The sequence below is a fragment of the Pseudomonas sp. LABIM340 genome (assembly GCF_040017195.2).
GTDB lineage: Bacteria > Pseudomonadota > Gammaproteobacteria > Pseudomonadales > Pseudomonadaceae > Pseudomonas.
This window is the reverse complement of the sequence record NZ_CM200227.1, coordinates 1,967,358-1,981,012: the sequence shown is the minus strand read 5'-3', so window position 1 is coordinate 1,981,012 and position 13,655 is coordinate 1,967,358. Positions and strand designations below refer to the sequence as shown.

The window sequence follows — 13,655 nt, the reverse complement described above, 5'->3', positions numbered from 1 at the left end:
CGCCTCACGCGGGCCGGCTTTCTTCCTCGGCTTCTGCTTCTGCCTCCACTTCCGGCTCGGCTGCCGGCGCGCTGTTGTCGTTGCCCTTCATCTGCTCCTCCACGGCCGCTTCGTCGACCCGCGGGTCGAGGGCGGCGGACAGCGGCGAGGACGCCAGGCTGTCCGGCGTGGCGACGTGCTTGACCGGCGCTTCGTCGACCCGGTGCACACCACTGACCTTCTCCGGCTGCACGCGCCAGATGAGGATCAGCGAGCAGGCGCAGACGAAGGCGTAGAGCATGTTGGCGCCGAACAGCTTCATCAGCGCGCCGGCCGCCAGCGGGCCGATACAGGCGCCGACACCGAAAGTCACCAGCAGCATCGCGGTCAGCGAAACGCGGCGCTCACCTTCGACGTGGTCGTTGGAGAAGGCCACGGCCAGCGGATACAGGGTGAACTGCACCAGGCAGACGATGAAGCCCATCGGCAAAAGCCACGCCAGTGAAATCGGCGGCACCGGCAGCAGCGGCAACAGCGCCAGCGGCAACGCCACTATCAACAGCAGGATGGCGGCATTGCGGATCAGCACGGCGCGGTCGATGCGGTCCGACAGCCAGCCCAGCGGCCACTGCACCAGCAAGCCGGCAAAGATGCAGCCGCCCATGAACAGGCCGATTTCCTCGGTACTCAAGCCCTGGCGCACCGCATAGAGCGGCGCCAGACCATAGAAGGCACCCACTACCAGGCCGGACACCAGCACCGTGGTCAGCGACTGCGGCACCCGCTGGATGAAGAAGCGCGGCTCCAGCGGTGCCGGGCGCAGCGGTGCGGGGTGGACCTTGTGGGTGATCGCCACCGGGATCAGCGACAGGGCGAAGCACAGCGCGATCATCATCGGCAGCTCCGGGCCCAGCCCCGGATGCACCACCAGCACCAGCTGACCGAGTACCAGGCCCAGGTAGGACGCGACCATGTAGCCGGCGAACACGGCACCGCGCTGGCGCGCTTCGGCCTGCTCGTTGAGCCAGCTCTCGATGACCATGTACTGGCACATCATCCCCAGGCCGATGGCGACCCGCAGCAACAGCCAGAAGCCCAGCCAGGGCAACAGGCCGATGCCCAGCACCGCAGCGGTGACCAACCCGCCACAGGCGACATAGGCGCGGATGTGGCCGACGCGGGCGATCAGCCGGTGGCCGATCTTGCCGCCCAGCACCAGGCCGAGGTAGTAGGCGGCCATCATAGCGCCGATCCACAGCCCGTCGACCTTCTCCGCGCCCAGGCGCAGGGCGAGGTAGGTACTGAGCAGACCGGAACCGGTCAGGAGCATGACGGCGGCGAAGTACAGAGCGCGGAAGGCAGTGACGATCCGAAGCATTGGACCTCCTGGTCCAGGACAACCCCGGCACAACGTCCGGGCAGCGGAAAGCGGGACTTGCGCTCACACCTTAGAGCTTGCCAATCGGCGCGTCGAGAGGGCTGCCGGGCCCGGAATAGCGCGCGTCGCGCACGGTCATGCGGGGCGTTTCGAAGGATGTCGGCGGGATGAACGAGGATGGCCTGAAGATCACCAGAAGATGGCTGCCGATCACAGCTGCACCGGGTTTCGGCGCAGCTGTGTCAGAGACTTCAAATCAGTTCATGCGCCTCAGGCCTGCGCGGCGAGAACGCGGCGCTCCCACGGGGTGATTTCGTCGAAGAAGCTGGTCAGCTCCATGGCCTTGGTCGCGCTGTAGCCGTCGATGAACTCGTTGCCGAACACCTCGCGGGCCAGCTCGCTGCGCTGCAGGCGCTGCAGTGCGTCGTACATCGTGCAGGGCAGCAGCAGCTCCGGCGGCACCTCGAACTCACCCTGGATCGGCGCAGTGGGCTCCAGCGCACGCTCGATGCCGTGCAGACCGGCAGCCAGGCTCGCAGCGATGGCCAGGTAGGGGTTGGCGTCGGCGCCTGGCAGGCGGTTCTCCACGCGACGGGCCACCGGCGCGCTGGCCGGAATGCGCAGGCCGGCGGCGCGGTTGTCGTGGGACCAGCAGGCGTTGTTCGGCGAAGCGTACGGGTGGCACAGGCGCTGGAAGGAGTTCACGTTCGGCGCGAACAGCAGGGTGAAGTCCGACAGGCACGCCTGCAGGCCGCCGATGAAGTGGCGGAACGCCGGCGTGACCTCGCCCTGGGCGTCGCTGAAGATGTTGCGGCCCTCGCCATCGACGATGCTCTGGTGGATGTGCATCGAACTGCCCGGCGTGTGCGCCAGCGGCTTGGCCATGCACACCACGATCAGCCCGTGCTTGAGCGCGACTTCCTTGAGCAGGTGCTTGAACAGGAAGGTCTGGTCGGCCAGCAGTACCGGGTCGCCATGCAGGAAGTTGATCTCGAACTGGGTGGTGCCCATCTCGTGCATGAAGGTGTCGCGTTCCAGCCCCACCGCTTCCATGCAGCGGTAGACGTCCTGGAAGAACGGGCGCAGGCCGTTGTTGGACGAAACGCTGAAGGCCGAGTGACCGATCTCGCGGCGACCGTCCAGGCCAACCGGCGCCTGGAAGGCTTCCAGCGGATCGGGGTTGGGGGCGAACACGAAGAACTCCAGCTCGGTCGCCACCACCGGGCTCCAGCCGCGTTCGGCGTAGCGCGCGACCACTTGCTTGAGCAGGCCGCGGGTGGACAGGCCGGAAGGCTTGCCATCGAGCTCCAGCGCATCGCAGATGGCAAAGGCGCGGGGTTCGTCGCTCCAGGGCAGGCGATGGATCTGGGTCGGCTCGGCGATCAGGGCGAGGTCGCCGTCGTCGCTGCCGTAGAACTTCGCGGCCGGGTAGCCGCCCATGATGCATTGCAGCAGGACGCCGCGCGCCAGTTGCAGCCGGCGCCCGGTGAGGAAGCCCTCGCCGGTCATCACCTTGCCACGCGGCACCCCGTTGAGGTCGGGGGTGACGCACTCGATCTCTTCCACTCCAGCCAGACGCTCGGCGAGTGGGATTCCTGGATCGTTACTCATGACTTCTTATCCTTGTTCTTTTGTCCCTGTCACAGGACGCCGCGCGAGGCGCGCGAGCCCGTACAAAATACGCATCACGCGTTCGATATTTCAAGCGGGGCCAGCAGGAAACGCGGAAGCTCCCTGTAGGTGCGCGCCATGCGCGCCATCGCGGGCATGGCCCGTTCCTACAGGGGAATCCGCTCTGGCTCATGAAGACTTCCAGAGAAACATCCTCACGCGCCAAATGCCCCGTTCAGGAGGCCTCGTTGAATTGAAGTTTCAGGGGTTGAGCGACATGGATGTCGCGAGAGCCGCGATGGGCCAGGGATGGCCCTTCGCGGCGGGCCCCTGAAACTTCAATTCAACGAGGGAATTTTTCGCCCCAAGCGAAAAACCGGATGTCCGGGGCAAGACTTTTTGGTTCCTTTTGTGGCGTTTGACAAAAGGGACTCGCCCGAGGGGGCGAAACACAGATTCCGGGCGTGCACCGAAGCGACGCAGAAACACCCACGCCAACGCAGCAATACAGGGTCAACCTTGGAGCGAAGGATGGCGCCGGCCCTGCCGGCGGATCGCGGGCATGGCCCGCTCCTACAGGGGAGTCCGGTGGCAAAAAAACGCCGCTCAGGAGAGCGGCGTTTTCGTTGCATCACCCTAGGTCAGAACAGGTGGGTGAACAGCCAGTACAGCGACGCCGAGAGCACGATGGCCGCCGGCAGGGTCAGCACCCAGGCCATCAGCAGGTTGCGGATGGTGCGCATCTGCAGGCCCGAGCCGTTGGCCGCCATGGTCCCGGCGACGCCGGACGACAGCACATGGGTCGTCGACACCGGTAACCCGTACATGTCCGCCGCGCCGATGGTCAGCATCGCCACCATCTCCGCCGACGCCCCCTGTGCGTAGGTCAGGTGGGTCTTGCCGATCTTCTCGCCGACGGTCACCACGATGCGTTTCCAGCCGACCATGGTGCCCAGGCCGAGGGCGATGGCCACAGCGACCTTCACCCACAACGGAATGAATCGCGTCGACTCGTCGATCTTGCCCTTGAACGCGGCCAGCTTGCTGGTGGTGTCCGCGTCGAAGTTGCCGACCTTGTCCTTGTCCATCAGGCGGATCGCCTCGCTGGTCAGGTACATGTCGTTACGCACGTTGCCCATGGCCTCGGCCGGCACACGGGCCAGGCTGCCGTAGCCCTTCACTTCCGCGCCGATGGCGCCGGTCAGCGCCGCCAGGGACGGAATCAGTTCCGGCTTGGCTTGCTTGGTGCGCACGTACTCCGACAGCACCGCGCGCGGGTCGGCCGGGGCCGGCTGCGGCGCGGCACGGACCAGCGCCTGCTGGGTAACTTCGGCGATGGCGACGAACTGCACGGTCTGGTCCGCCGGCATGGTGCGGTTCAGCGCATAGGCCATCGGCAAGGTGCCGACCAGGATCAGCATGATCAGGCCCATGCCTTTCTGCCCGTCGTTGGAGCCGTGGGCGAACGACACGCCGGTGCAGGTGAGGATCAGCAGGCCGCGAATCCACCACGGCGGCGGCGTCTTGCCCTTGGGTGCCTTGTACAGCGCGCGGTTCTTCACCAGCAGGCGCAGCGCCAGCAGCAGGAGCGCGGCGCAGAAGAAGCCGATCAGCGGCGAGAGCAGCAGCGAGTAGCCGACCTTGGTCGCCTGCGCCCAGTCCACACCGCTGGTGCCGTCGCGGCCGTGCATCAGCGCGTTGGCCACGCCGACGCCGATGATCGAGCCGATCAGGGTGTGCGAGGACGACGCCGGCAGGCCCAGCCACCAGGTGCCGAGGTTCCACAGGATGGCCGCGATCAGCAGGGCGAAGACCATGGCGAAGCCAGCCGAGGAGCCGACCTGCAGGATCAGTTCCACCGGCAGCAGGGCGATGATGCCGAAGGCCACTGCGCCGCTGGAGAGCAGCACGCCGAGGAAGTTGAAGCAGCCCGACCAGACCACCGCGAAGTGCGGCGGCAGCGAGTGGGTATAGATGACGGTGGCCACCGCGTTGGCGGTGTCGTGGAAGCCGTTGACGAACTCGAAGCCCAGGGCGATGAACAGGGCGACCCCGAGCAGCAGGAACGGCGTCCAGGTGGTGACCGCGGTGGTGACGTCGTCGACATCGCGCACCAGGCTCCAGGCCGAGAACAGCAGGCCGACGGCGAGCACGGCGAAGAAGATGAAGGCGGTGATGCGGCCGGGCCTGTGTTCCAGATGGGGCCGGTCTTCGACGCCGGGAACGGCCAGGGTATCGGTGGTCATGCTGGGAGTCCGCGAGATGGGATATCCCGGTCATGATCGGCAGGGAATGTTACAGATTGTGTCTCTGCGAAAATGACTGTCTGCACCGAAGGGATGCTGTACGTAGGGCCAACTGCCTGCTTCTGGCGTATTTGCGCCAGGGCCTCCCCTCACCAGGGAGAGGGGACTGTACGGCGCAGGATGAAACCGTGGCGTCAGCCGGCGCAATCGGCCCCCTCTCCCTGAGGGAGAGGGCTGGGGTGAGGGGGAAGCGCAGGCGCGGAATTCAAGAGGAAGGCAGGTGCTCCTACGTAATCCTGCTCAGTAAACCTCAGGCACCACAATCTGCTGCGGCGTCGGCGTGCGCGCGTAGTCTTCGTGGCGCTGGCGCTGCGGCAGGATCACCGCCGGGTGCTCGACGTCCTCGTAGGGAATCAGCTTCAGCAGGTGGCTGATGCAGTTGAGCCGCGCGCGCTTCTTGTCGTCGGCCTGCACTACCCACCAGGGGGCCTCGGGGATGTGGGTGCGCTCGAGCATGATTTCCTTGGCCTTGGTGTAGGCCTCCCAGCGGCGCCGCGACTCCAGGTCCATGGGGCTGAGCTTCCACTGCTTGAGCGGGTCGTGGATGCGGCTGAGGAAGCGCAGGTGCTGTTCGTCGTCGGAGATCGAGAACCAGTACTTGATCAGCTGGATGCCCGAGCGCGCCAGCATGCGCTCGAACTCCGGCACGCTGCGGAAGAACTCCTCGTACTGGTCGTCCGAGCAGAAGCCCATCACCCGCTCGACGCCCGCGCGGTTGTACCAGCTGCGGTCGAACAGGACGATTTCCCCCGCCGCCGGCAGGTGCGAGACGTAGCGCTGGAAGTACCACTGGGTCTGCTCGCGGTCGTTCGGCGCAGGCAGCGCGGCGACCCGGCAGACGCGCGGATTGAGGCGCTGGGTGATGCGCTTGATCACGCCGCCCTTGCCTGCCGCATCGCGGCCTTCGAAGAGGATCACCACCTTGTGGCCGGTCTTCACCACCCAGCTCTGCAGCTTCACCAGCTCGCCCTGCAGGCGGAACAGCTCGCTGAAGTAACGGCGGCGAGCGAGCTTTTCCTCGTCGACGTCGGCGTGCTCGTCGAACAGCTCGTCGAGGTTGCGCACATCTTCCAGCAGCTCCAGCTCCAGCTCTTCGTCGCTGTGGTCAAGCAGTTCGCGGTGGATGCGGCGGATCACGGATTCATTGGTCAGGGGCATGGCGGCGGCCTACGCGTCGGGGCTTTGCCGCCAGACTAGGTGCGCTCGGTGTCAGGCTGGTGACAGCTGGAGTCAATCGGTTATCCCGGCCTTGCCGGGATTCGCAGGTATGGCCCGCTCCTACAAAAGCACGACTACCTGTAGGAGCGGGCCATGCCCGCGACCAACGCCCGCAAGGGCGCCTTCCCCTTACCGCTCGCGCAGCTCCATCACCTGCAGCTCCGGATCGGCCTTGATCTGCTCGTCGGTGAACGGCAGCTCCGGCCACTGCTGTTTGGCAAACAGCTCGGTCTGGTCGCGATGATGCGGCGAACCGGGTTCGCTGGATTGCGAGAACGCCAGCAGCCCGCGCGCCTTCGGGCCGTCGGCGGTGAAGTCCACCAGCTGGATATAGCTGCTGCCGCTGAGCACGCGGTAATGGTCGCCCTGCCACTCCGAAGTAATGGCGTTGTATACGCCCTCGTTGCCGGTGCCGCCGGGGATGCCCAGCGGGTTGGCGACATCGCCGGTCAGCTGCAGCTCGCCCCACTTCTCGTCGGCGCGGATGCGGCGGCCGTCGATCTCCTGCGCGGCGGCAACCAGCGCCTGCTGCGCCTGCTGGCGGACTTCCGGCTTGTCCAGGGCGATGCCCGAAGGGGTGGCCAGCGGCAGCTTGGGATCGAAGGGCAGGCGCCAGCCGCCGTCGATCTTCAGGAAGCGCGCGACGAAGGCCTGGAAGTAGGCGAAGCCCGGATTGCTGTCGAGGTTGACGTGACGGTCCCACGAACCCAGCGCCGCGCACGCCGCCTCGGTGCCCGCCGGGGCCGGCTTGCACAGTTGCAGCAGGTCGTCGAGGAGCATGTCGGCCACATAGACGCGGTTGTCGGTGACCATTTTCTGCAGGTCGTCCGGGCCGATCCTGGCGTCGCCCTTCAAGCGATCCAGGGCGAAGCGCGCGCGGGCGCTGACCGGCACCGAATCACGGCTCACCAGCGGCGAGAACCCGGTCAGCGGCTGTGCCGGGTTGCTCATCCAGGCGCTGTCATTGGAGTTCTGCACGAAGTCCTCGCGCTCCAGCACCGGCATCTGCTCCGGCGGCGTCAGCCCGGCATGACGGCTGCCCGGCGCGCTCGACCAGTTGCAGGCGCGGCGCCCACCCTGCAGCACCGGCAGGCCCTGCTTCTGGTACTCGGCGATGGCGCAGTCGGCCAGTTGCTGCTGGCTCAGGTGCGGCACCACCGACTGGTTGAGGTAAAGCACCTTGCCCTCGGCGTTGGTCGCCAGGGTGTTGACCCAGGGAATGCCCTGCACGTGCTCGATGCTGTCACGCAGCTCATCCAGGCTGCGCGCGTGATCGATGGCGTACCACTGCTGCAGCACGCGGTCGTTGCCCAGGTTGGCGTCGCGCAGCGCAAAGGCTTCGCTGGCGTTCCAGGGGAACTTGCCGGGCACGCTGAGCAGCGGGCCGTACTCGGACTCGTACAGCGTGTGGCTGCGCGTACCCACGCGGCCATTGGGCTCCAATACGCGAACGCGCAGGGTGATTTCCTTCAGCGGCCGCGACTGGCCATCGACGCGGTAGCTGCGCGGGTCCTGCGGATCGAGGTCGAGGCGGTACAGGGTGAAGTGGCTGGAGGTGTCCACGGTGTGGCTCCAGGCCACGTCCTTGCTGAAGCCAATGTTCACCAGCGGCATGCCCGGCAGAGAGGCGCCCATCACGTCGAGCTGGCCGGGAATGGTCAGGTGCATCTGGTAGAAGCGCAGCGCGCCGAACCAGGGGAAGTGCGGGTTGGCCAGCAGGAGGCCGTTGCCGTCCGCCGAGCGCTCGCTGCCCACGGCGACGGCGTTGCTGCCGTGGTCACGGTGGAAATTCTCGCGCCGGTCCATCGCCGCCAGCACCTCGCCGTCACTGACTACCGATGTGCTCGCCTGCCCCGGCGGCGTGGCCGCCATCATCGCCTCGGCGAACTGCCCGGCGCCGGCCTGTACCAGCAGGCGGCGGGTCAGACGCAGCAGGTCGTCGGCCTCCAGCGGGCGCAGCCAGGCCTTGCCCGCGCACTGCGTGCCGGCGGCCTGGGTGTCCCACAGCCAGCGGTTGTAGCCGGCGGCGTAGCCATCGAGCAGGTCGCGGATCGGCTGCGGCTGGGCGCTGCGCAGGCGGCGCAGGGATTCGTTGTCGTTGAGCCAGGTGTAGAAGAAGTCCGAGGGCAGGTTGCCGATGCCGGAGGAAGTCTTGCCGTCCTCGCCGAAGTAGCGCGAACGCTCGCCCCGCGCGGTGAGGACTTCCTCGGCCAGCAGGCAGGCGTTGTCGCGGGCGTAGGCGTAGCCGATGCCGTAGCCCAGGCCCAGTTCGTCCCTGGCCTGGATGTGCGGGATACCGTAGCGGGTCCAGCGGATCTGCGCCTCGAGTTCGGCGCCATAGGCCAGCGCGGGCAGTCCGGTAGCCAGCAGGCTGCCGGCCACGGCGGCCAGTCGGAAAGTCTTGCTCATTGATTCCCTCAATGCTCGGATGACGGCCGGATGCCCGGCCTGGGGCACGCGGCCGCGCCGCTCGCGCGGTGCCGGTGCAAGGAGTGGATGGCGGCTCAAGTCCGCCAAAGCAGTGCGCTGAAGGTCATCGCGCCGCGCCTTCCGAGGCACGCGCGCAGGCAGGTTGCACAGGACATGGATTCTCCTTTTCTTGTTGGACGCCTCACGAAAAATGACGATGCGCCTCTTGAGGGCAACGGATGGGAAGCACGCGAAATTAGCCCGCGACCGATGGCAATCGGCCACACCAGAAGGCTCTAGCTCGCGGCTTTCGCCCGTTGCAGAGGCATCGCGGGCGGTTCGACTTCAGTGCGCCGGGAGGGTTCCGGACTGACGTTTCCAACGACCGGGCGACTGCCCCGTCCAGCGCTGGAAAGCGCGGGAAAAACTCGCCGCCTCGGCATAGCCCAGGCACTGGGCTATGCCGTGCAGGTCCATCCGCGATTCGCGCAGCAGGCGTTCGGCGAGGCGCTGCTTGATGCCGTCGTTCAGCCCCTGCAGGTTTTGCCCTTCCTCGGCCAGACGCCGTTGCAGCGTGCGTTCGGAAAGGCCCATGCGTTCGGCCACCGCCGCCGCGCCGAGCAGGCTGGCGGAGTCGCGCAGCAGCAGTTGCTGCACCTGCCGCGCGGTAGGTGTCGCGGCCAGGGTCAGCGCCAGTTCGCCACACAGGCGCTCGCAGAGTTGCTCGCCGCTGTCGCGCGCGCTGATCTGCGCCTGCGGTAACGGCGCCTGCAGGTCCTCCAGGGCGAAGAGCATGGCATTGCGCGGAGCCGAGAACACCGGCTCGATGCCGAAGGTCTCGCGGAACGCGCTGGCATCGCCCGGCGCCGGGCAGCGCAGTTCGATGGCCAGAGGTTGCAGCGGCCGCTGCAGCAGTTCGCCGGAGAGTTGCCAGCAACCGGCGATGCCGCGCTCCACCACGAAAGCACGGGCATCCTCGGGCAGCACGCGGTCATCGAAAACCAGCCACAATCCCCGCGACTCCACTTCGCTGCTCACCGGGCAGAGCGTCAGTGCCAGGCTCTGGAAACGCCCGAAAGTCTCGAAGGCTTCCTGCAACGTGCGGCTGGCAAGCATGGTGAAGCCCAGCAGGCCCAGCGAGGTGAGGTGGTAGTGCCGCCCGGTCGCCAGCCCCAGGCCGGGCCGCCCGACGCGCTGCAGCAGGTTGCGGATCACCGCCAGTTCCTGCCAGGCCTGGATGCGCCCGGCGCGCGCCTGCAGGTCAGCCGATGAGATCGCGCTGCCCACCAGGCAATCGTCCGCGCCCAGGCCCTCGTCGCGGGCGCTGTCGAGCAGGTAACGCACTCCGGTGATCTCGCGGGTCTGGCGCCAGTCCATCGCGGGCTCCTGTGGCGGCAAAGTACGCCGTGGCGGGAATCATCATTTTTTGGCGGACTTCATCATGGAAGAAAGCGCCCGCGCTGACCATGCTGGAAGTGCCAATAACACTCACAAGAGGCTTCCCCATGTTCGAGTTCTTCTACGCGCTGCCGAGCCAGAACCGCGCGGCCGACTACCGCCACTTCCGCATCGTCCCCGCCACCGGCGCGATCGGCGCGGACGTCAGCGACCTCGACCTCACCACCCTGGGCGAGGAAGGCTACGTCGAGCTGCGCCAGGCGCTGCTGGCGCACAAGGTGCTGTTCATCCGCGGGCAGAACCTCAGCGTGGAAAACCTCGAAGCCGTGACCCTGCGCTTCGGCGAATTCGGCCGCGAGCCCTATGTGGTCGGCATGGACGATCATCCGCACGTGGTGCGGGTGGTGAAGGAGGCCAACGAGAAGACCCCGGTGGTGTTCGGCGGCGCCTGGCACAGCGACTGGTCCTTCCAGGAACGCCCGCCCGCCTTCACCCTGCTCTACGGCCACGACATCCCGCCGTTTGGCGGCGACACTCTCTACGCCAACCTGGCGCTGGCCTACGAATGGCTGTCGCCGAAGCTGCGCGCGCAGCTGGAAACCCTCGACGCCATCCACAGCCCCGAGCGCGCTTACGGCGCCGAGGCCAAGCACAACGACCTGATGGAAAACATGGCGGTGCGCTATGGCAGCCACGAGGGCGAAGTGCGCTCGCATCCGCTGGTGACCCGGCACCCGGAGACCGGCAAGAAGATCCTCTACATCAACCCGGCCTACACCAGCGGCATCAAGGGCATGCGCCCGGCGGAGTCGCAGCCGCTGCTGGATTACCTGTTCAGCATCGCTACGCAGCCGGCATTCACCTGCCGCATGCGCTGGAGCGCGGGCACCCTGGCGATCTGGGACAACCGCAGTACCTGGCACTACCCGGTGTCGGACTACCACGGCATGCGCCGGGAGATGTACCGCACCACGGTGGTGGGTGAGGTGCCCAGTCGCTGAACACGCGGTTTGGTTATCCGCCGGATGCTCCGCGGCGGATAACGCTGGCGCGTTACTTGCCCTACGCAGCTGCGCCCAACTGTAGGAGCGGGCCATGCCCGCGATCCGCCGGCAGGGCCGGCGTTTCAGGCAGGTTCGCTACCTGGCCGGTAATGCCGGCATCAACCTGCAGGAGCGCCCCATGGGCGCGATCGCGGGCATGGCCCGCTCCTACAGGGTGCTTCGCCGTTGGCTAAAGTTCTGCGCCGAATCGCTGCGCATGCTCGCGCAACATGCCGCGCAGCAACTGCGCAGCGGGCGACAGGTAGGCGCCCTCGCGCACCGCCAGGCCGATGGTCCGCGTCAGCGTCGTCTCGGCCAGCTCCACCTCACGCAGCTGGTCCATCCCGTGCCCGCCGGCCAGCGCCTCGCGGGCGATGAAGCTGAGCAGGCGGGTCCGGGCGATCAGGTTGGGCAGCATGGGAATCGCGTTGGTCTCGATCTGCACCTGCGGCATGGGCAGTTGGTGGGCCTGGAAGGTGGAATCCATCCAGCGCCGCGACGACACGCCGGTGGCCGGCAACACCCAGCGATAACGGCACAGGTCAGCCATGGCGACGGGGCCATCGAAGATCGGATGGTCGCGGCTGGCGACCACCACCACCTGGTCCTGCAGCAGCGGCTCGCTGCTCAGCTGCGGGTCGTCGACGATCCGCGAGCAGATCGCCATGTCCAGCCGCCCGCTGCGCAGCGCCTCGCGCAGCACATCGTCCTGGCCCAGTACCAGGCTCATGGTGATCTCCGGCGCGCGCGCCAGCAGGTCCTCGGTCAGGCGTGGCAGCAGGTACTCGGCCATGGTCGCGGCGCAGCCGAGGCGGATATTGCCCACCACGCCACTGGCGAAATCGCGCACCTCGCGGCGAGTTTCCTCGATGTCCTGACGCAACTGCCGGGCGCGTTGCAGCATGAGTTCGCCGGCTGGCGTCAGGCGGATGCGGCGGCCGTCGCGCTGGAACAACCGCGCGCCGAGGGATTCCTCCAGGCGCTGGATGCTCTTGGTCAGCGCCGGCTGGCTGCGCCCCAGGCGCTCGGCAGCGCGGCCCAGGTGGCCGAGTTCGGCAATGGTTTCGAAGTAGGCGAGATCACGCAGGTCCATGGCGGCCAACTGATAAATTTCAGGAATGGATTCATGACTATTAGAAAATAGACTTGATCGATCCGGCTACCGATAATTCCGACGTCTTCCCCGCCCGGAGCCGTCCGTGTCCAGCCGCCCTGCCCTGTCCGTCGCCCGTATCCCCGTCAGTCTGCAATGGCTGGCCCTGGCGCTCGGAGCCGGAGGCGCCGGGCAACTGCTGACCTGGCTCGGCATCCCTGCCGCGTTGTTTCTCGGCCCCATGCTGGTGGCCATCGCCTTTGGCGTCAGCGGTGCGGAAATCCGCCTGCCACGCCAGGCCTTCCGCCTGAGCCAGGGCTGCATCGGCCTGCTGGTCGCCCACGCCATGAGCTGGTCGGTGCTGCAGGCGATGGTCGCTTCCTGGCCGCTGATGCTCAGCGCCACCCTGCTCACCCTGCTGCTCTCGGCCGTGGTCAGCTATGCCATGGTGCGCTTCGGCGGCATCCCCGGCAGCACCGCCGCCTGGGGCACCGCGCCGGGCGGCGCGGCGGCCATGGTGTCGATGGCCGAAGCCAACGGCGCCGACCCGCGCGTGGTCGCCACCATGCAGTACGTGCGGGTGGTCTGCGTGGTCATGGCCGGCGCCCTGGTCGGCCGTCTGCTGGGCATCGAAGGCGGCGGCTCGGCGGCCCACAGCACGCCGATCGTCGACACCGCCACCCTGCCCGACCTGATCAACTGCCTGCTGCTGATCTTCGTCTGCACCACCGCCGGCGCAAAGTTGCCGGCCGGCCCGCTGCTGGTGCCGCTGGTGGCCGGCGCCGTGCTGCAGCTCACCGGCGTGCTGCACATCACCCTGCCGCACTGGTTGCTGGCCAGCGCCTACGGCGTGATCGGCTGCTACATCGGCCTGCGCTTCGACCGCGAAAGCCTCGCCTACGTCGGCCGCCACTTGCCGGCCATGCTGGTCAGCGCACTGGCGCTGATCGCCAGCTGCGCGCTGTTCGCCTGGGTGCTGGCGGCCATCACCGGGATGGACTTCCTCTCCCTCTACCTCGCCACCAGCCCCGGCGGCCTGGACGCCATGGCGATCATCGCGGTGGACACCCACTCCGACGTCGGCCTGGTGCTGGCGATGCAGACGCTGCGGCTGTTCGTGGTGCTGTTCACCGGGGTTTCCGTCGCCCGTACGGTGATTCGCCTGAGCCGCGCCTGACGCGGAGCAAAAAACTGCAGGAGCGCGCCATGCGCGCGATCGC

At 67.3% G+C, this 13,655-nt stretch carries 9 protein-coding genes; 2 read left to right on the top strand and 7 right to left on the bottom strand.

The features are described from left to right. Window positions 1-4 precede the first annotated feature (4 nt). The 6 genes from ABKS89_RS09295 to ABKS89_RS09270 form a co-directional block, all read right to left on the bottom strand. Window positions 5-1,357, bottom strand: a complete 1,353-nt coding sequence (locus ABKS89_RS09295; protein ID WP_518301002.1) for an MFS transporter — start codon at window positions 1,355-1,357, stop codon at window positions 5-7. A gap of 270 nt (window positions 1,358-1,627) precedes the next feature. After that, window positions 1,628-2,866, bottom strand: coding sequence for a glutamine synthetase family protein (locus ABKS89_RS09290; RefSeq protein WP_348589618.1), 1,239 nt, complete (start codon window positions 2,864-2,866; stop codon window positions 1,628-1,630). Between the two features lie 743 nt (window positions 2,867-3,609). After that, the gene (locus tag ABKS89_RS09285) at window positions 3,610-5,214 is read right to left on the bottom strand and encodes an inorganic phosphate transporter (RefSeq protein WP_348589529.1); all 1,605 of its coding nucleotides are present in this window, start codon (window positions 5,212-5,214) and stop codon (window positions 3,610-3,612) included. Window positions 5,215-5,514: 300 nt separating this feature from the next. After that, on the bottom strand, window positions 5,515-6,432 hold the full coding sequence (ppk2, locus tag ABKS89_RS09280; protein WP_081519246.1) for a polyphosphate kinase 2: 918 nt from the start codon (window positions 6,430-6,432) through the stop codon (window positions 5,515-5,517). Window positions 6,433-6,621: 189 nt separating this feature from the next. Continuing rightward, the gene (gene pvdQ, locus ABKS89_RS09275; protein WP_348589530.1) at window positions 6,622-8,901 is read right to left on the bottom strand and encodes a bifunctional acylase PvdQ; all 2,280 of its coding nucleotides are present in this window, start codon (window positions 8,899-8,901) and stop codon (window positions 6,622-6,624) included. Between the two features lie 345 nt (window positions 8,902-9,246). Then, window positions 9,247-10,278: an AraC family transcriptional regulator gene (locus ABKS89_RS09270; protein ID WP_138212784.1), complete on the bottom strand. Its 1,032-nt coding sequence runs from the start codon at window positions 10,276-10,278 to the stop codon at window positions 9,247-9,249. A gap of 128 nt (window positions 10,279-10,406) precedes the next feature. Here ABKS89_RS09270 and ABKS89_RS09265 point away from each other — a divergent pair, with 128 nt between their 5' ends. Then, on the top strand, window positions 10,407-11,300 hold the full coding sequence (locus ABKS89_RS09265) for a TauD/TfdA dioxygenase family protein (RefSeq protein WP_138212783.1): 894 nt from the start codon (window positions 10,407-10,409) through the stop codon (window positions 11,298-11,300). A gap of 232 nt (window positions 11,301-11,532) precedes the next feature. Here ABKS89_RS09265 and ABKS89_RS09260 read toward each other — a convergent pair whose 3' ends face one another. Further along, a complete protein-coding gene (locus tag ABKS89_RS09260) occupies window positions 11,533-12,435 on the bottom strand; it encodes a LysR family transcriptional regulator (protein WP_348589532.1) in 903 nt (300 codons plus the stop codon). Window positions 12,436-12,541: 106 nt separating this feature from the next. Between ABKS89_RS09260 and ABKS89_RS09255 the strand changes: the two genes are divergently transcribed. Then, the gene (locus tag ABKS89_RS09255) at window positions 12,542-13,612 is read left to right on the top strand and encodes an AbrB family protein (RefSeq protein WP_348589534.1); all 1,071 of its coding nucleotides are present in this window, start codon (window positions 12,542-12,544) and stop codon (window positions 13,610-13,612) included. Window positions 13,613-13,655: the final 43 nt, after the last annotated feature.